Below are 18134 nucleotides of genomic sequence, written 5' to 3'. Positions count from 1 at the left end.
AATTATTATAAATTTTTTAAGGCTAGTTTTATTAAGTTTTCTACAGTGGCCTCTGGATTTTCTTTTAAAATGTTAGAGATTACTTTCTCAGACTGTTTTTTATTAAAACCTAAAACCTCTAAAGCAGATAACGCTTCATCTTTACTGGTATTGCTTGTAAATGTAGAAACTTCATCAATATTAAAAGTTTTTAAAATTTTATCTTTTAAATCAACAATTACTCTTTGTGCTGTTTTTATACCAATTCCTTTTACCGATTGTATTAATGGTACGTTTTCTGATGCAATTGCATGTTGTATTTCTTCTGATGTCATAGAAGATAACATGGTTCTTGCAATACTTGGCCCAACGCCAGAAACAGAAATTAATAGTTTAAAAACTTCTCTTTCTGTTTTAGAAATAAATCCAAAAAGGGTGTGTGCATCTTCTCTTATAGATAAATGTGTGTATAAAACAACCGCTTCATCATCTGGTAAACTAGAGAAAGTGTTTAGAGAAATATGTAATAAATAACCAACTCCGTTGCAATCTACTACAACTTCTGTTGGATTTTTTTCTACCAACCTCCCTCTAATTTGTGTAATCATAGCTCTTTTTTTCTTTGCGACTAAAGTAGTAAATATTATTTGTTGTTTCTTTTTTCTTTTTCCTGGGCGTCTACAGCAGCCAAAGCAGCCATATTTACCATTTCATCTACACTAGAACCCAATTGCAAAATATGTACAGGTTTACTTAATCCTAAAATGATAGGGCCAATAGATTCTGCGTGGTTTAATTGTTTTAATAATTTATAGGTAATGTTTGCAGATTCTAAGTTAGGGAAAATTAAAACATTTACTTTTTTACCATTTAGTTTAGAAAATGGAAATTCTTTTGCTAGCATTTCTGGGTTTAAAGCAAAATCTGCTTGTAATTCACCATCTATAACTGTATCTGGAAAATGACGATGTAAATAAGAAACTGCTTCACTAATTTTCTTTGAAGTTTCAGAACTAGAAGATCCAAAGTTAGAAAAAGAAACCATTGCCATATTTGGAGACATACCAAACATTTTTACAAAGTTACCTGTCATTTGTGATATCTTAACCAATTCTTTCGCAGAAGGGTTTACATTGATGGTGGTATCTGCTAAAAATAACGGACCTTGTTTGGTTAACATTAAGTTGGTTGCAGCAATTTTGGTAATTCCTTTGTCTTTTTCAATCAATTCTAAAATTGGTTTTAGAACTGTTGGATAAGGTCTAGAATACCCTGTAATTAATGCATCTGCTTCTCCTTCATTTACCATCATTGCAGCAAAGTAGTTACGCTCTCTCATTAATTTTGTAGCCTCGGATAGAGTACGTCCTTTACGTCTTCTGTTTTTCCAATAAATATTTCCAAAACGCTCTCTTCGTTCTGTTTCTTCATCGGTTTTTGGGTCTATAATTGGCACATTTGCTGTAAAACCAATTTCTTCTTTTAATGCTAAAATTACTTCTTTGCGTCCTAATAGTATCGGTTTACCAATTTTTTCATCGTGCACCCTTTGTGCTGCTTTTAAAACATCTAAATGGTCTGCTTCTGCAAAAACAATGCGTTTTCTATTACTTTTTGCTCTGTTGTGTAAAAGTCTTACTTCTTTACTTCCAGAACCAGAGCGTTCCATTAATTCTTCTCGGTATTTATCCCAATCTTGTATTGGTTGTAAAGCAACACCAGAATCCATCGCTGCTTTTGCAATGGCTGGTGGAATTTCATAAATTAATCTTGGGTCAAAAGGTTTTGGAATAATATATTCTCTACCATAAGCTAAACTTACTTCATCATACACAATATTTACTTGCTCTGGAACAGATTTTTTGGCTAAGTCTGCTAATGCATGTACTGCAGCCATTTTCATTTCTTCATTAATTTTAGTAGCTCTAACATCTAAAGCACCTCTAAAAATAAATGGAAATCCAAGTACATTATTCACCTGGTTTGGATAGTCAGATCTACCTGTTGCCATAATAATATCTTTTCTTGTAGCAACCGCTAAATCGTATTCTATTTCTGCAACAGGGTTTGCCATTGCAAACACTATTGGGTCTTTTGCCATAGACAAAAGCATTTCTGGAGAAACAACGTTTCCTTTAGATAGCCCAATAAAAACATCTGCATTATGCATGGCTTCTTCTAAAGTATTTAGGTCTTTGTCTGTTGCAAATTCTGCTTTTTGTGGAGTAAGATTACCTCTATCTTTTCTAATAACTCCTTTACTGTCGCACATGACAACATTTTCTTTTTTTACACCTAGTTTTAAATACAATAGGGTACAAGAAATTGCCGCTGCTCCAGCGCCATTTACAACAATTTTTACTTTGCTAATATCTTTGTTTGTAATGTCTATGGCATTTTTTAATGCTGCAGCAGAAATAATTGCCGTACCGTGTTGGTCATCGTGCATTACAGGAATGTCTAATTCTTCCTTTAATCTTCTTTCAATTTCAAAAGCTTCTGGGGCTTTAATATCCTCTAAGTTGATGCCTCCAAAAGTAGGGGCAATTGCTTTTACTGTTTGTATAAAAAGTTCTACATCAGTTGCGTCAACTTCAATATCAAAAACATCAATATCTGCAAATATTTTAAAGAGTAGGCCTTTTCCTTCCATAACAGGTTTAGAGGCATCTGGACCAATATCACCTAAGCCTAAAACGGCAGTTCCGTTAGAAATTACAGCTACTAAGTTTCCTTTTGCTGTATATTTATATGCGTTGTTTTTATCCTTTTCTATTTCTAAACAAGGCTCTGCAACACCTGGTGAATATGCCAGTCCTAAATCGTGTTGAGTAGCGTATTTTTTAGTAGGAACTACTTCTATTTTTCCTGGTTTTGGCTTTGCGTGATATAATAAAGCTTCGTGTCTTTTTCTAGAATCGCTCATGATATTAAGTCTTTGCTTGTTTAAGCTTACAAATATATGATTTTCAACGGAAGAGAAAATTTATTTTCTATTCTTTTAAAGGACTTTTTAACTTAATGTTTGTTCTAGAACTTTCTAATACGATAAAGTTTTTGTGGTATTGTTTTCTGAATAGGTAATAGAAAAAGAATATGTTTTAAGATTTGCTTTTAGTTGCGCAAAATCTTTTTTGGTAGACCAGGTTATATTTAATTCATTTTCAGAATTTTCATTGATGTTTATTGTTCCTTTAAATGCTTTAGAAGTATTTCTTAGTCGCATTATTTTTAGTTGGTTTAAAACAATATCTGTTTTAACGCCTTGTTCTATGTCTTTATTTGATAAGGTTGTTCTGTTAATTTCTTTGTGACCGCCGCTTCCGCCTTTATCTGCGGCTGCATAATTATTTTTACCTGCAAAAAGATCTAAATACCATACTTGAGGAATACCTGGCATAAACATTTGAATGGCTCTTGCTAGTAATAGTTTTTGTTCATTTTCTCCTAAAGCACTAAAAAAAGTTGCGTTAACTTGATAGTATGAAATTTTATTTCCGGCAGGGTCGTATAGGTTTTTTACTCTACCACCGCGTTCTAAAATAGTATTCATGATCGATTCTATTTCAGCGTCTTTTAGTAAACCGTTATTGTATTTTCCGTTGACTTCTTTTCCTTTTAAATCTAAAACAGGAATTCCGTCATGACACCCTAACATGTTTACAGTTTTATAACCTTTGCTAATAATCTCATTAGCCCAAGTTAAAAGAGCTTTAGCATTAGATGTTTCTAAGGTGTGAATCATTAATCCTGGTAAGAAAAAGTCGTAAATTTGATACCCTTCTTTTGCTACCTCATCATGTAAATCTAAACCATATTCTGCATGAATTTCTGGTAAAAGAATAAGATCATTTTTTTTAGCAATTTCATTAATGCGGTCTAAATAGGTCCAAGTTCCTGGTTTGTTAAAAAAATTAGTTTGCCCAATTTCTTTATGTAAATAAGCAAAAGCATCTAATCGTAAAATTTTGCATCCAAAGGTTTTTACTTTTGATAAAGTTTCTTCATAAAAATCCCAAACTAATTCAGATTTGGCATTTACATCCATTTGACCTAAAAAAGTTTTCTTTTTTTCTACTATTTGGATAATTTCTTTTTTAAATTCATTGTAATCAACAAAATCAACACTTTCTAAATTAAGTTTTTTATCAATAGCTGAATTGATTATTTCACAAATCAATTCAGCGTTTTTGAAAGCTCTAGGGGAAACTTCGATTAAATCTTCAATATTAATTTTTTGATAATTTATTTCTTGGTAAAAAGTGTTCCAATACGGTTTTTCTGTGCCGTCAGGAAAAGGAACTTTTAAGATAGGAAGTCCAGATTTTCTCATAAATAATTTACTAAGAAATTCTTCTTTTGGTATTACAATTCCTTCTTTATTTTTGGTTCCGTTTTCTTTCCAAAAAGTATTCCAGTTGATGAAAAAATCTTTGTATTTAGAGTTTTCGCCATTCTTTAATAAATCTTTGAATTGTGGAGAATTCACAGATAGATGATTTAAAACAATATCAAACTTTAATTCAATATTTAAATTTTCTAATGCTTTTAAATCTGCCTTTGAAACCAATTCTTCATTTAAATTATAATCTATTACAGAAAAACCTCTATCTAAATCACTATTAAAAAAGGTAGGTAATACATAGAATAACGAAAAAACATTTTTAAATTCTGGCATTTTAAGCATAGAAATAGTGTCGCTTAATTTTTGCCCAATACTATCTGGATATGCATTAAGCATTACTCCATTTGAAATTATATTTTTTTCTTCTTGCATGATGTTGTAATTGCTATAAAAGTTTAGATAAGATGTTAATATTATCTGGAAGTCTACCTACATTTTGAAGTTTTAAAGCGGCTAATTTTAAAGCGACTTGTAAACAATCTTGAATTGGTTTTTCTTTAATATAAGCGAATAAAAAACCTGACCAAAAAGCATCTCCTGCTCCAGTTGTATCCATTACTTTTTCAACTTTTATGGCTGGTAATTGAATGATTTTTTTATTAATTTGAGATAATTTAACCCCTTTACTACCTAGTGTTAAACATATAGTTTCTACACCTAGGTTATGAAAAAATGCAAAAATTTCTTCATGTGGTAATTCCGTTTCAAATAGACGCAACATGTCATCTTCGCTAATTTTTATTAACGGGTTGAATTTGCAATACGCTTTAATTACGTTTAGAGCTTCTTCTTGACTTCTCCATAATTTCTTAGCGTAATTTATATCTATACTTAATTTGCAGCCTAAATTGAATGCTTCTTCAGCTTTTTTTAAGATGATGCTTTGCGCTGGTTCTTTACTTAAAGCAAAACAAGTTGTGTGAAATATCTTTGTTTGTTTAAGTATTTTAGTAGCTATTTGTTCTTCTGTAATATGGTAATCTGCTTTACGAAAAGGAATAAAATCTGGAGTTCCATTTGATTTAGAAACAAAAATTACGCTTGTAGGTTTGTTATCAAGTTTTTTAATATTACTTGTATTTACACCAGCTTCTGCTAATCTTTTAAAAATGTAATCGCCAAAACCATCATCTCCAACAGAAGAAATCATTACAGGTTTTAATCCTAATCTAGCAGAATTCATTGCTACATTGGCAGGTGAACCACCTAGATATCTATGGTAATCTCTTGTGTTATTTATAAGTACATCAGATTGATGACCAATGAAATCGATAAGGATTTCACCAACACATAGTATGTCTATATTTTTAGTTATGTTTTTCAATTGTTTAATTTTAATTAGAGCTTTTAAACCTAGTAAGCTCTATAGTTATTCTGCAGAAATAGTTGTAGTTGCTACATTATCATTATTTGGTTCTTTAAGACGCAAGGCAAAAATACCAGCAATAACAAAAAGAACACCTCCTAGTAGAATTGCGTTTACAGCACTATTGTTTAGAATATTTTTTACGATAGGTCCAAATGTTATTGTTTGTATTCCCATAGGAATTACAATCATCATATTTAAGATGCCCATATACACTCCACGTCTTTCTTGAGGAACAATTTTAGAAACCATAGAATATGGAATTCCCATCATTGCTGCCCATCCAATACCAAATAAAATCATAGGTAAAATAACTAGCATAGGATCATGAATGTAGGGAATGCTAAGCATAGCAATACCTGTTAAGAACAAACTTAAAACATATACTTTTTTTCCACCCCATTTTAAAGCTAAAGGAACAAGTGCTAAAGCAAAAACAATTGTAGAAATGTTATAAGTTGTATTCATTTTTGCAGCCTGACTTAAAGCTTCAGACTTGTTAAAGCCCATACTTTCTTCAAACATTGGAGAAATAAATTGCCAATAAATAAACAGTGCATACCACTGAAATAAATATACTGCAGATAATTTCCACATAAATTTAGGCATGTCTTTTATTGCTTGAACTATTTCTGTAAAAGGGGTTCTTATTCTTTCTGAAAGAGGTAGTGCATTGTGTTTTTTAATTTCTTCTAATTCTTTATTTGATGGTGGTATTTCTGGAGTTTTTAATACTGACCAAAGAATGGTTGCAATAGATAGTATTGCTCCTATAAAAAAGGAATAGTACAGCCATTGAGGTATAGAAGTTGCTGCTGTACTTGTGGTTTCTTCTGTGCCAAACCAATCTTGAAAAAGAAAAATAGAGGCATTTGCTAAAACAATACCAGCGCCAACAAATAAACTTTGCATTTGGTACCCAAAACTTAATTGTTTGTTTGGTAATTTATCACCAACAAAGGCACGATAAGGCTCCATGGCCATGTTGTTTCCAACATCTAAAATCCATAATAAACCAACTGCAAACCATAATGATGGACTGTATGGAAAAGCAAATAAACATAAACTACCTATTAATGCTCCAATCAGAAAAAAAGGTTTTCTTCTTCCCCAACGTGGAGACCATGTTTTATCTGAAATAGCACCTATTATTGGTTGAATAATTAAACCTGTTACTGGGCCAGCTAAATTTAACAAAGGTAAATCTTCATGATGAGCACCTAAAAATGAAAATATAGGATTAACTGCTGTTTGTTGTAAACCAAAACTGAATTGAATTCCTAAGAATCCTACATTCATATTAAAGATTTGCCAGAAACTTAAATTAGGTTTTTTTAACATAATAGTTTTTTTAAATAATTAGAATAAGAAAGAGCCAATAGGGAATATTATTGGCTCTATTCCTTCATTCAAAATTCACTTAATAATAACACTCAAACTTAAAAACTATATTGTAAAGTTAAAGATGATGAGCGACCTGTAATAGACCTTGCTCTAACATAACGATCTGTACCGTTTATTGCAACTCCATCCTGACCTTCAACTTCTGTAATACCAACGGTGTCAAAAAGGTTATTTATATTTAAAGATAAAGATAAACCTTCTGTAAGACCTACTCTTCCTAAGAAATTGATGTATGCGTAACCAGGTTGTACTAAATCATTTGCATCTGTAGCGTAAGATTCTGTTGTGCCTAATACGGTAAACCCTAATACATGTTGTTTTTCTAAACCAAAAGCGTAAGAAGGAGCAATGCTGTATAGTAAATCAGCTTGTCTTCTAGGTTTGTTTCCGTCATTAGCTCCATTACCACCTCTATCTTCTTTAATTTTAGCATTTGTATATGTTGCAGATCCATTTATTGATAAATCACCAAAAGCAAATGCACTTTCTACTTCTAAACCTGTTGCTATATATTTGCTACCTACTGTATTTTGAAGTTCGAAACCTGCAGCCTCATCTGTAACAGAAGAAAAACCAGTTACATTTAAGGTTCCGTTATTAAAACGTTTTTTATATCCTATTTCTAGTTGCGAAACCTGGTCGTATTGTACATCTGCTGTACCATCTGTGTTGTAGCTATTTCTATCAGAAGCTCTACCAGAAGCACCTAAACTATATCTACCAAATACGGCTGCATCATCATTCATTTTATAATTTAAACCTGCAGAATAAGACGTAAAGTTATATTCATCAGAAACAATTTGATTTTGATTTGGTTGTACAATTGGTACAGCCATTTCAATTGGTTCTATAATGTTGTTTTTATTTACATCAAAGGCTCCTGTTTCTGGTCCACTAGCAATTGTACCGTCTACTTTTACGTTTTCGAAACGTACACTTCCACTAAAGTTTAATTTATCATTTAAATCTGCATCTATACCAACATAAGGTGAGTTTACTGTGTGTTGTGTATTGTATTTACGTTGACAACAGTTGCCCCAAGCCGGAGTTCCGTAAGCATATTGACCGCCTCTAGATAAACCGTCTACATTTACTAATCTTGCATCTCCACCTCCTTTAACTTCTTGCAAGAAAGAGTTCCATTGCCAAGATATTTTTGTGTTTTGAGTTGCAGTAAAGTAACCAGCAGTTACAGCTACATTGTCTGTAATTTTTTTACTTACTTTTAAATCATTCATTACATTACTTAAATCATCTATGGTAGTGTCAAAAACGTGTATGTTTTGAATTAATCCATTAGCAGGATTGTAAGAGGCACCATTATCTGCATAACTTAAAGTTGCTGGTTGCGGTATTGGTAAACCTGCAACAAAACTATTTGTTTCTCCGAATCCTGCAGAGAAAGGAGCGATAAATGCACCATTATTTAATGCAATTCTACCATTGTTTCTAACTTTCCATCCATCGCCTAAATCAAAAGAAAACTCTACGCCTACAGATTTAGAAATAGCATTGTTTCCGTCTCTAACATCTCTAGAGGCTCTATTTCTATCACTACTTGTTGGACCAGAACTTTCTTGTAAATATTTAGATTGTAAACCATCTGTTGTAATATCAAAACCAGGTAAATTTGCATACGTTGGGTTAGCATCAGTTCCTTGTAATAACATTGGCATTGGCATATACATTGCTGTTTTATCATTTAAAAATTTTAAATAAGTTCTAATGTAACCAGATTTAAATCTTTTTGTAATGTTTGCTTTAATTTGACCACCTTTATTTGCATTAAATCCAGTAGTTCTAGGTCCTTCTCCTGTTCTCATAAAACCACCAATATGATAAGATAAACCATTTTCTAAAGGTGTTCCGTATTCAAAATCTACTCTATTTGTACTATAATCTAACCCTGTAGTCATGGAAACAGTACCACCTTCTGTACTTCCTGTTTTGCTAATTAAGTTAATAATTCCGGCAGGACCATTAGACGTTTGTGTAGATGCAGAACCACCTCTAATAGCTTCTACTCTTGCAATGTTTTTATCTGCTCTTAACCAGTTATCTGAATTACCAAAAGAAGTATCTCCAAATAAATTTAAAGGCAAACCATCTTCTTGTAATTGTAAATATCTAGAACCACCAGAAGAAACCGGTACACCACGTACATTAAAATTTGAGTTTCCTTCCCCTGCAGAAGATTCTGCACGAATTCCAGGAATGTTTTTAAAAATTTCACCTGTAGTTCTAGGTGAAGATTGTTCTATTTGTTTAGTGCTAATTGTAGAAATAGAAACACTAGATTCTATTTTAGATTTAGGGTTTACAACTCCTGTAACAATAATTTCATCTAAAGACTGTGCGTTTTCTTTAATAACAATGTTTAAAGTTACTTTAGATGAGTTTACGGTAACTTCTTTTGTAAAATTATCAAAACCAATGTAAGATGCAGTTAGGTTGTAAGTACCGTTTTCTACATTTTTAATTTCATAATTTCCATCAAAATCAGATGTGGTTCCTAAGGTTGTTCCTTTAAGTATGATGTTTACCCCAGGAATCAATTCTCCATTTTGGTCTTTTACAGAACCAGAAATGGTAGATTGTGCTAATAAAGTTGAGGCTGTAAATGTCAACGTTATTAAAACTAGTCTTTTTAATTGTATTAGTTTTTTCATTTTAATTGTGAATTTAATAATTAGTTAATCATTATTTTGAGTAAAATTAAAATAGTAACGCAGTATTTTATAGGAATCTTAAATCGAAAACGTTTTCGATTTACCGAAAACGTTTTCGATTAAGGTAATTTACTATATTTACGGGGTAATAAAACATATATTTGCTCTAAAAATTAAACAATTCTATTTTGGTAACACTTAAACAAATAGCCGAACAATTAGGTATTTCTATCACAACCGTTTCAAAAGCATTAAAAGATTATCCGGATGTAAGTAAAAAAACAAGAAAGTTGGTGAGAGAAACAGCTTCTTTATTGCACTATAAACCAAATTCTTTTGCCGTTAATTTAAGAACTAAAGAATCTAAAATTATAGGTTTAATTATACCTGTAATTGTGCATCACTTTTTTTCTAGTGTTATTAAAGGAATTATTTCTCAAGCAGAAAAAAAAGGGTATTTGGTAATTATTCTTCAGTCTGATGAATCTTACGAGTTAGAAAAAAAGCAAATAGATTTATTACTTAGTAAAAGAGTAGACGGAATTTTAATTTCTTTAGCCAACGGAACAGGAGATTTTAAACACCTAACAGAAATTATTGAACAGGAAACTCCTTTAGTAATGTTTGATAAAATTGCCAAAGTGGTAAAATGTTCTAAGGTTATTATTGATGATAGAAAAGCTGCGTATACAGCAACAAAACATTTAATTGATATTGGGTGTAAACGCATTGCGCATTTTAGAGGGTCTTTGTTGCCTCAAAATTCTATCGATAGATTTCTTGGTTATAAAAAGGCTTTGCTTGATAATAATTTAGAGTACGATCCTTCTTTAGTATACGTTAATGAGTGTGGAGATATGAGTTTTGAGGAAGGGAAAGAAAATGCAAGACAATTATTAAAAGACCATAAAGATGTGGATGGTATTTTTATAAATACAGATTTAGTAGCAATTGGTGCCATGACGGAGTTTGCTAAATTAGGTGTTAAAGTGCCAGAAGATATTAGTATTGTTGGTTTTAGTAACTGGTTTATGTCGTCTGTAATTTCACCTTCTTTAACAACAATTAATCAGCCAGGTTTTGAAATGGGAAAAAACGCTTTTAAATTATTATATAAAGAAATAAAAGACAGAAAAATGAATAAAAGTATTAGTTATAAAGAAGTTGTCTTAGATACCGATTTAGTGATTAGAGAATCTACTAAAAGATAACTTTTAAGGTTGTTTTTTATATTCCTAAAATTTAAAATTAAGAAATTATTAGGCCTTGTTTAACAAAATTTAAGTGGTTAGATTTAGCATAAAGTTTATGTTTGTATTTATCAACCAAAATTACGTTATGAAATATTTTACTTTTCTACTCATTTTTTTTACCTCTTTAACGGCTCTATCTCAAGTAAAAGGAAGGATTACCGATGCCAAAAACAACCCTTTATCTTTTGTGAGTGTTTATTTAAATAAAACAGTAACAGGTACCACTTCTAATGATAATGGAGAGTATATTTTAAATGTTTCTAAAAAAGGAAAGCAAACCATCGTTTTTCAGTTTTTAGGGTATAAAACTGTAAAAAAGGAAGTGAATATTACTACTTTTCCTTTTGAATTAAATATGCAATTAGAAGAAGAAGATGTGCAATTGGCTGAGTTTTCTATTTCTACGAAAGACAATCCTGCAAATAGAATTATTAAAAATGTAATTGCAAGTAAAGAGAAAAATACAGATAAGTACGCAAAGTATACGGCTAAATTTTACTCTCGTGGTTTGTATAAAATAAAGGATGCACCAGAAAAATTTTTAGGTCAGAGTTTGGGTGATTTTGGTGGTGGATTAGATTCAACAAGAAGCGGAATTATTTATCTTTCGGAAACTGTTTCTGAAATCCATTTTCAGAAAAAACCTAAAAAGTTTAAAGAAAAAATTATTGCTTCTAAAGTTAGTGGAGAAGATAACGGAATTAGTTTTAATAGGGCAGAATCTGCCAATATCAATTTTTATAATAATAGTGTTGAGTTTGGTAACGATTTAATTTCGCCAATTTCTACCAATGCTTTTAGTTATTACAAATATCAATTAGAAGGTACTTTTTATGAAAAAAGCGGAAAACAAATCAACAAAATAAAAATCATCCCGAAAAGAAAGAATGACCGAGTTTTTAATGGTTCTTTATATATTGTAGAAGATGATTGGGCTTTATACGGTGCAGATGTTTCGGTAACCGGAGCACAAGTAAATATTCCTATTGTAGATGTTTTGTATCTAAAACAGAACTATAATCATTCTGAAGAAAATGATGCTTGGGTTTTAATTAGTCAGAGTATCGATTTTAAAGTAAATGCTTTTGGTTTTAAGTTAGATGGACGCTTTTCTTCTGGATATTCCGATTATAATTTTAACCCTACGTATCATAAAGATACTTTTACTAATGAGGTTTTATCCTTTGAAAAAGAAGCAACAGAAAAAGATACGGTGTATTGGAATGCTTTAAGACCGGTTCCGTTAACGTTAGAAGAAACATCAGATTATAAATTTAAAGACAGTTTAAAACTTGTTCGGAAATCTAAAAAGCATTTAGATTCTGTAGATAAAAAGCAAAATAAGTTTAATTTATTATCACCAATAATGGGGTATACTCATCGAAATTCTTATAAAAAATGGTCTGTTTCTTATGATGGTTTAATAGATGATTTTAGCTTTAATACCGTGCAAGGTTTTAACACCTCTTTAGGGGTGAGTTTTTTTAAAGAACAAAATGATAAAGGAAAATGGTGGAAGGCAGGTGTGAAAGCTAATTATGGTTTATCAGAAAAACGCTTAAGATCAACCTTCTTTTTTACAAAAAAATGGAATGATATTTCGAGACCAAGAATGACTATTTCTGGGGGAGTTACTACTGCTCAGTTTAATGATAGGAATCCTATCATGAAGTTAAATAATACTATTAGTTCTTTAGTAAGAAGGTTAAATTATTTAAAGATTTATGAAAAAGAGTTTGCTAAAATAAGTTATTCCGAAGAAATTAAAAATGGTTTTTATCTGTCATCATCTTTAGAATACGCAAATAGAAAGCCTTTATTTAATACTACAGATTATTCGTTTGCTTCGAAAGATAATAATGGAGGCTATAAATCTAATAATCCTTTAGATAGAAACGATTTTGATAATGCAGCATTTACAGCGCACAAAATGGCGACTCTAAATGTAAAAGGGACTTTTGTTTTTGGGCAGAAGTATTTGTCTTATCCAAATAGTAAATTTAATGTAGGTAATCCTAAATTTCCGACTGTTAGTGTTACCTATACTAAAAAGTTTGAAGCGGCTAACTCTGAGTTGAATTCAGATTTGTTTCGTATTAATGTGAGGCAAGATATTGATGCCGGAAATTACGGAAAGTTTGTGTATAATGTAAAAGGAGGTGTTTTTTTAGAAAAGAAAAATATTCCTTTTATGGATTTGTTGCAAGCTAATGGAAATCGTTTGCTATTTCCTTTAGATGGAGAGTTAAATAGTTTTGGGTTGTTAGAGTATTATAAATTTTATACAAATGATAGGTATGCAGAAGCGCATATAGAACATAATTTTAAAGGGGCTTTTTTAGGTAAAATACCGTTGCTAAATAAATTGAATTTCCACTTAGTAGGTGGAGCAAAAACGTTAATTATGGCCGATAAAAAACCGTATACAGAATATTCTGTAGGTTTAGATAACATTGGTTTTGGTAAATGGCGTTTTTTAAGGGTTGATTATGTAAAATCTTTTCATGCAGGAATTAAAAGTAACGGTTTGTTGTTTCGATTGAGTATGTTTTAATTATTTTTGAAAGATGAAAATTCAAATACTTTTTTTTGGGATTACAACAGATTTAGTAGGTGCTTCAAATTTAGATTTAGAAATTGCTGATGCTTTAACAGTTGTAGGTTTTAAGAATTTTTTGAAGGAAGAATATCTGCAGTTAAAAAATATCAATTCTTATGCTATTGCCGTAAATGAAAGTTATGCTGCAGATGAGTTAGCCTTAAAAGAAGGCGATGTAATTGCTGTAATTCCGCCAGTTAGCGGAGGGTAAAAAAGCCTGTTTTTTATACCTCGAAGGGAAGAAACAAGCTTGTATGATTTTCTGAAAAAATAGAGATACTTATTTTTGACAATATTTTTTATCAATATAAAAAGTACCAAAAGGAATTACAGAGGCAACTAAAACAATTCCTAAAGTTTTGTTACTCCAATTCATTTCTTTTTTAATTACAATCGCTAAAACTACATACAACATAAAAAGAATACCATGAGGCATTCCTAACATTTTTACATAAGTTGCATCACCTTGAATATACTTAATTGGTGTTGCTATAAATAACAATAATAAGTAAGAAATCCCTTCTAAGATGCTTACAAGTCTAAAGATGTTTTTCATTTTATAGGTATTAATCATTGCGAACAAAGTGAAGTAATCTGTTTAAATTAAGAGATTACTTCGTGGAAAACTCCTCGTGATGACGTTTCATTTATTTTTGCGAAAATACAATTTTGTTTTCCTATTTTTGTTGATGAATGGAAAGAACTTCAATAAAAATTACATCAGAAAAATTAGATTTACAAGAATGTTACAATTTTGTAGAAGATGATGCTTGTGGCGGAATTTCTGCATTTGTAGGTACTGTTAGAAATGATACACAAGGAAAAGAGGTGTTGCAATTAGATTTTTCTACTTACAAACCAATGGCAATTAAAGAAATGCAAAAAATTGCAGATTTGGCTTTAGAGAAATTCGATATTAAAAAAATAGCCATTCATCATGCAGAAGGAATGTTGCAGGTTGGTGAAATTCCTGTAATTATAACAACTTCTTCTAAACATAGAAAAGCCGCTTTTGAAGCTTGTGAGTTTGCTATTGATACCCTAAAAGAAACAGTGCCAATCTGGAAAAAAGAATACTTTGCAGATGGTGAGGTTTGGGTAAATGCACATCCGTAATTTAGTTGGCGGTTCTCAGTATTCAGTTTGCAGTCAAAAATTTTAGCCAATGCTGTTGCGAGCGTCTCGCTCGTACCTTTTCTTAAAACATCGTAGAATAAGTTCGTGGAAATTACGCCGCATGTTATTGGTGTTTGCACGAGCGGGACGCTCGCGCTAGCGGGGGCTTGTGGAGGTATTTTTAGCCAATGCTGTTGCGAGCGTCTCGCTCGTACCTTTTCTTAAAACATTGTAGAATAAGTTCGTGGAAATTTCTCCGCATGTTATTGGTGTTTGCACGAGCGGGACGCTCGCGCTAGCGGGTAACTTTTAATGATTGCCAGATTGTGGCTTGTGGAAGTATTTTTACTTGCTTACTGCTTACTACTTTCTGCCTTTCTGCTCTGGATCCATAAGTAAAACTGCAATCCAAATAAAATAGCACCCGCCAATAAATGTGTTGCTTGTGTGCCTAAAGGAAATTCTGCATAATACATTAAAATACCTGTAATGGTTTCTAAGAAAATTAAACCAACTACCCAATTTACAAGTTTGTAGCCTAGGTTTTTTGCCTGATTTAGATAAAATAAAGCTAAATTAATTAGTACAATTGCTATGGTAAAGGATCTGTGAAAATAGAATTTAAAACTCGGATTCATTAAACTATAATCTTTGTTTTCGAAACCGTAAAGTTTTACTTGTTCGTCTATAAATTGTCTTACTTGGGTACCCATTGCAATTTGTATCAAAGAAAAAGCAGCAGAAACAATTAGTAATTTACTAAAGAGTGAATTGTAAGTGTAGGTCTTTTTTTTATCCGAAGTAATAAATTTTAATTGTAATAAAAGTGCAATAATAATTAAGCCTATTACCATGTGAATGGTAATAATTGTTGGTTTTAAATTGGTGTCTACCACTGTTTTTCCTAACCAAGCTTCTACCAACATTAAAAAGAATGCTGTGTAAGCTAATAACGGAACGCGTTTGTTTGTTTTCCAGAATTTTGTGGCCCAGTATATAAGGAATAAGAAAACAAAACCAGCTAAAACAGAACTTAACCTGTTAATGTATTCTGTCCAAGAGTGGTATTTATTAAATTTAGCGTAATCGTGTTTGGTATATTTTTTCCAATTATCAATTTTAAATTCAGAATCCGTTTTAACGGTGTGTTCTGCAACATATAAAGCTTCATCTTTAATGATGATAAATCCTTTTTTAAATTCGGTATTTGGTTTCCAAGTAATTTGTTCTTCTGAGGTTGGCGGAATATAATAGCCAAAACATTTAGGCCAATCGGGACAGCCCATTCCAGAACCAGTCATTCTAACAACAGCACCTGCTAAAAAAATTAAGTAGACAGATATGATAGCAATTTGTACGGTTTTTGGAAATCTACTTTTCATAAAAGAATATTATTTCTGCAAAAATAAGACAAAAAAAAGCCGCTTAAAAAATAAGCGACTTGTTCTTTTTAAAAAATTTAAAAGAATAGAATTAGATAACTCTAACGTCTACTGCATTTAAACCTTTTCTACCTTCTTTAAGGTCGAACTCTACTGCGTCACCTTCTCTAATTTCGTCAATTAATCCTGATACATGTACAAAGTACTCTGTGTTTGAATCATCTTCTGTTACAAATCCAAATCCTTTAGATTCGTTGAAGAATTTTACTGTTCCTTTTTTCAAAATAATATAATATAAATGTTAATAATACTGCAAATATAAGATTATATTAATTGGTTTTACCTAATTGCTGTTTTAAATAATTTTTTTACTTTTTTTTATAAAAAAATGAGGTTTTAAAAATGAAAATTGTGGGTGCAAAAAGGTCATAATAATTCTTTGTTAGCAGTATTTTAAGAATGTCAACAGTAGCAATGACTTAGCCGTTTTTTATGTTTTAAGGTATTGATTTTCATTTAATTGAAAAAGCGTTATTTTTCTTTAAACTTGAAAAAAAAACGGCTATTGTTAAAAACTTCAAGGGATTTGTGAATAAGTATAACTTTCTTTTTGGAACAAAAAAAGCAATCTTTGTAAGACTTGTTCTTAACAACAAATTAACCTTCAAATAACACCAATTTACCGTGGAGATTACGCACATCATAAAAAGAGACTCTGAAAGAACCACTTTTGAGTTAGAGAAAATTATTAATGCTATTGAAAAAGCAATGCTTACTGTAAATAATGGCTCTAGAAACGACGCTATTGCAATTTCTAACATTGTACATGGTACTTTATTAGAAAGAAGGTTAAATGAACCCGATTATACACCCACGGTAGAACAGGTTCAGGATATTGTAGAGTATAAATTAATGGACAGCCCTTTTCATGATGTGGCAAAGGCGTACATTTTATATAGAGATGAACAAACAAGAAGTAGAAAGCCTAATATTTTTGAGAAAAGGATAAACTTAAAACCTTACGATTATCCTGCTTTAGGAGAATATGTAGATGCTATTAGACACTCTTATTGGATACATACAGAATTTAATTACACAAGCGATATACAAGATTTTAAAGCAATTCTTACTGATGTAGAGCAAAATGCTATAAAGAATACCATGTTAGCCATTTCTCAAATAGAAGTAGCTGTTAAAACTTTTTGGGGAGACATTTATAAAAAAATGCCGAAGCCAGAAATTGGTTCTGTTGGTGCAACATTTGCAGAGAGTGAAGTACGTCATCATGATGCGTATTCTCATTTATTAGAAATTTTAGGATTAAATAATGAGTTTAAAAACTTAAAGAAAAATCCTATTATAATGAAGCGTGTTAACTATTTAGAAGGCGCGTTAAAAAATGTAAATAGTGAAGATAACCAAGAGTTTTCTGAATCTATCATTTTATTTTCTCTATTTATAGAGCACGTATCTTTATTTTCTCAGTTTTTAATTATCATGGCCTTTAATAAGCATAAAAATGTTTTAAAAGGTATTTCTAATGTGGTAGAAGCTACTTCTAAAGAAGAGCAAATTCATGGAGATTTTGGTATTGATCTTATTAAAATTATAAAAGAAGAAAACCCAGATTGGTTTGATGAAGGTAATAATTTATTGGTGCAAGAAACTTGTAAAGAAGCCTTTCTTTCTGAAAGTAAAATTATAGACTGGATTTTTGAAAAAGGAGAATTAGATTTTCTTCCTAAGAACGTTATTAAAGAATTTATTAAAAATAGATTTAATAATTCTTTAGAGAGTATTGGTATATCAAAAGTATTTGATGTAGACCAAGTATTATTAAAAGAAACTGATTGGTTTGATGATGAAATTATTGGAACCAAACATGGTGATTTCTTTGTAAAAAGATCTATCAACTACAGTAAAAGAACTAAAAGTATAACTAGCGACGACCTATTTTAAAT

14 protein-coding genes are annotated in these 18134 nt (G+C 31.0%); 5 read left to right on the top strand and 9 right to left on the bottom strand.

What is annotated here, in order from left to right:
• Positions 1–5 precede the first annotated feature (5 nt).
• The 6 genes from ruvA to WHD07_RS10040 form a co-directional block, all read right to left on the bottom strand.
• Positions 6–587 carry a Holliday junction branch migration protein RuvA gene (gene ruvA, locus WHD07_RS10065; protein ID WP_105049905.1) on the bottom strand — a complete coding sequence of 194 codons (582 nt, stop codon included), beginning with the start codon at positions 585–587 and terminating at the stop codon, positions 6–8.
• 35 nt (positions 588–622) lie between these two features.
• Positions 623–2905, bottom strand: coding sequence for an NADP-dependent malic enzyme (locus WHD07_RS10060; protein WP_343328277.1), 2283 nt, complete (start codon positions 2903–2905; stop codon positions 623–625).
• A 114-nt stretch (positions 2906–3019) separates the two neighbouring features.
• A complete protein-coding gene (locus WHD07_RS10055) occupies positions 3020–4756 on the bottom strand; it encodes a glycosidase (RefSeq protein WP_343328276.1) in 1737 nt (578 codons plus the stop codon).
• A gap of 13 nt (positions 4757–4769) precedes the next feature.
• A complete protein-coding gene (locus tag WHD07_RS10050; protein WP_343331000.1) occupies positions 4770–5699 on the bottom strand; it encodes a carbohydrate kinase in 930 nt (309 codons plus the stop codon).
• Between the two features lie 54 nt (positions 5700–5753).
• Positions 5754–7091 (bottom strand): MFS transporter, encoded by a 1338-nt coding sequence (locus WHD07_RS10045; RefSeq protein ID WP_422897635.1) that lies wholly within the window; start codon positions 7089–7091, stop codon positions 5754–5756.
• 98 nt (positions 7092–7189) lie between these two features.
• Positions 7190–9823 (bottom strand): TonB-dependent receptor, encoded by a 2634-nt coding sequence (locus WHD07_RS10040; RefSeq protein ID WP_343328275.1) that lies wholly within the window; start codon positions 9821–9823, stop codon positions 7190–7192.
• A gap of 185 nt (positions 9824–10008) precedes the next feature.
• On the opposite strand from WHD07_RS10040, the gene WHD07_RS10035 reads away from it, so the two are divergent.
• The 3 genes from WHD07_RS10035 (at position 10009) to WHD07_RS10025 (ending at position 13886) form a co-directional block, all read left to right on the top strand.
• Complete coding sequence (locus WHD07_RS10035) at positions 10009–11034, top strand: LacI family DNA-binding transcriptional regulator (protein ID WP_343330998.1); 1026 nt, start codon at positions 10009–10011, stop codon at positions 11032–11034.
• A gap of 127 nt (positions 11035–11161) precedes the next feature.
• Entirely contained in the window at positions 11162–13630 is a 2469-nt protein-coding gene (locus tag WHD07_RS10030) for a DUF5686 and carboxypeptidase regulatory-like domain-containing protein (protein ID WP_343328274.1), read from the top strand.
• A gap of 13 nt (positions 13631–13643) precedes the next feature.
• Entirely contained in the window at positions 13644–13886 is a 243-nt protein-coding gene (locus WHD07_RS10025) for a MoaD/ThiS family protein (RefSeq protein WP_343328273.1), read from the top strand.
• Positions 13887–13955: 69 nt separating this feature from the next.
• Here the strand turns inward: WHD07_RS10025 and WHD07_RS10020 are convergent, their stop codons facing one another.
• Entirely contained in the window at positions 13956–14231 is a 276-nt protein-coding gene (locus tag WHD07_RS10020) for a DUF3817 domain-containing protein (protein ID WP_105049909.1), read from the bottom strand.
• A gap of 137 nt (positions 14232–14368) precedes the next feature.
• Between WHD07_RS10020 and WHD07_RS10015 the strand changes: the two genes are divergently transcribed.
• The gene (locus tag WHD07_RS10015) at positions 14369–14791 is read left to right on the top strand and encodes a molybdenum cofactor biosynthesis protein MoaE (RefSeq protein ID WP_158840185.1); all 423 of its coding nucleotides are present in this window, start codon (positions 14369–14371) and stop codon (positions 14789–14791) included.
• A 353-nt stretch (positions 14792–15144) separates the two neighbouring features.
• On the opposite strand, the gene WHD07_RS10010 is transcribed toward WHD07_RS10015, so the two are convergent.
• Both WHD07_RS10010 and WHD07_RS10005 read right to left on the bottom strand, forming a co-directional pair.
• Entirely contained in the window at positions 15145–16173 is a 1029-nt protein-coding gene (locus WHD07_RS10010; protein ID WP_343328272.1) for a COX15/CtaA family protein, read from the bottom strand.
• 91 nt (positions 16174–16264) lie between these two features.
• Positions 16265–16456 (bottom strand): cold-shock protein, encoded by a 192-nt coding sequence (locus WHD07_RS10005; RefSeq protein ID WP_036825331.1) that lies wholly within the window; start codon positions 16454–16456, stop codon positions 16265–16267.
• Between the two features lie 401 nt (positions 16457–16857).
• On the opposite strand from WHD07_RS10005, the gene WHD07_RS10000 reads away from it, so the two are divergent.
• Positions 16858–18132: a ribonucleotide-diphosphate reductase subunit beta gene (locus WHD07_RS10000; protein WP_105049912.1), complete on the top strand. Its 1275-nt coding sequence runs from the start codon at positions 16858–16860 to the stop codon at positions 18130–18132.
• Positions 18133–18134: the final 2 nt, after the last annotated feature.

The organism is Polaribacter staleyi, assembly GCF_038024045.1.
GTDB classification, from domain to species: domain Bacteria; phylum Bacteroidota; class Bacteroidia; order Flavobacteriales; family Flavobacteriaceae; genus Polaribacter; species Polaribacter butkevichii.
This window is presented reverse-complemented; position numbering and strand designations above follow the sequence as displayed.

Excerpts from the sequence above, each read along its gene's own strand:
- ruvA (WP_105049905.1), bottom strand. The coding sequence starts at position 587 with ATGATTACACAAATTAGAGGGAGGTTGGTAGAAAAAAATCCAACAGAA.
- WHD07_RS10060 (WP_343328277.1), bottom strand. The coding sequence starts at position 2,905 with ATGAGCGATTCTAGAAAAAGACACGAAGCTTTATTATATCACGCAAAG.
- WHD07_RS10055 (WP_343328276.1), bottom strand. The coding sequence starts at position 4,756 with ATGCAAGAAGAAAAAAATATAATTTCAAATGGAGTAATGCTTAATGCA.
- WHD07_RS10045 (WP_422897635.1), bottom strand. The coding sequence starts at position 7,091 with ATGTTAAAAAAACCTAATTTAAGTTTCTGGCAAATCTTTAATATGAAT.
- WHD07_RS10040 (WP_343328275.1), bottom strand. The coding sequence starts at position 9,823 with ATGAAAAAACTAATACAATTAAAAAGACTAGTTTTAATAACGTTGACA.
- WHD07_RS10030 (WP_343328274.1), top strand. The coding sequence starts at position 11,162 with ATGAAATATTTTACTTTTCTACTCATTTTTTTTACCTCTTTAACGGCT.
- WHD07_RS10025 (WP_343328273.1), top strand. The coding sequence starts at position 13,644 with ATGAAAATTCAAATACTTTTTTTTGGGATTACAACAGATTTAGTAGGT.
- WHD07_RS10020 (WP_105049909.1), bottom strand. The coding sequence starts at position 14,231 with ATGAAAAACATCTTTAGACTTGTAAGCATCTTAGAAGGGATTTCTTAC.
- WHD07_RS10015 (WP_158840185.1), top strand. The coding sequence starts at position 14,369 with ATGGAAAGAACTTCAATAAAAATTACATCAGAAAAATTAGATTTACAA.
- WHD07_RS10010 (WP_343328272.1), bottom strand. The coding sequence starts at position 16,173 with ATGAAAAGTAGATTTCCAAAAACCGTACAAATTGCTATCATATCTGTC.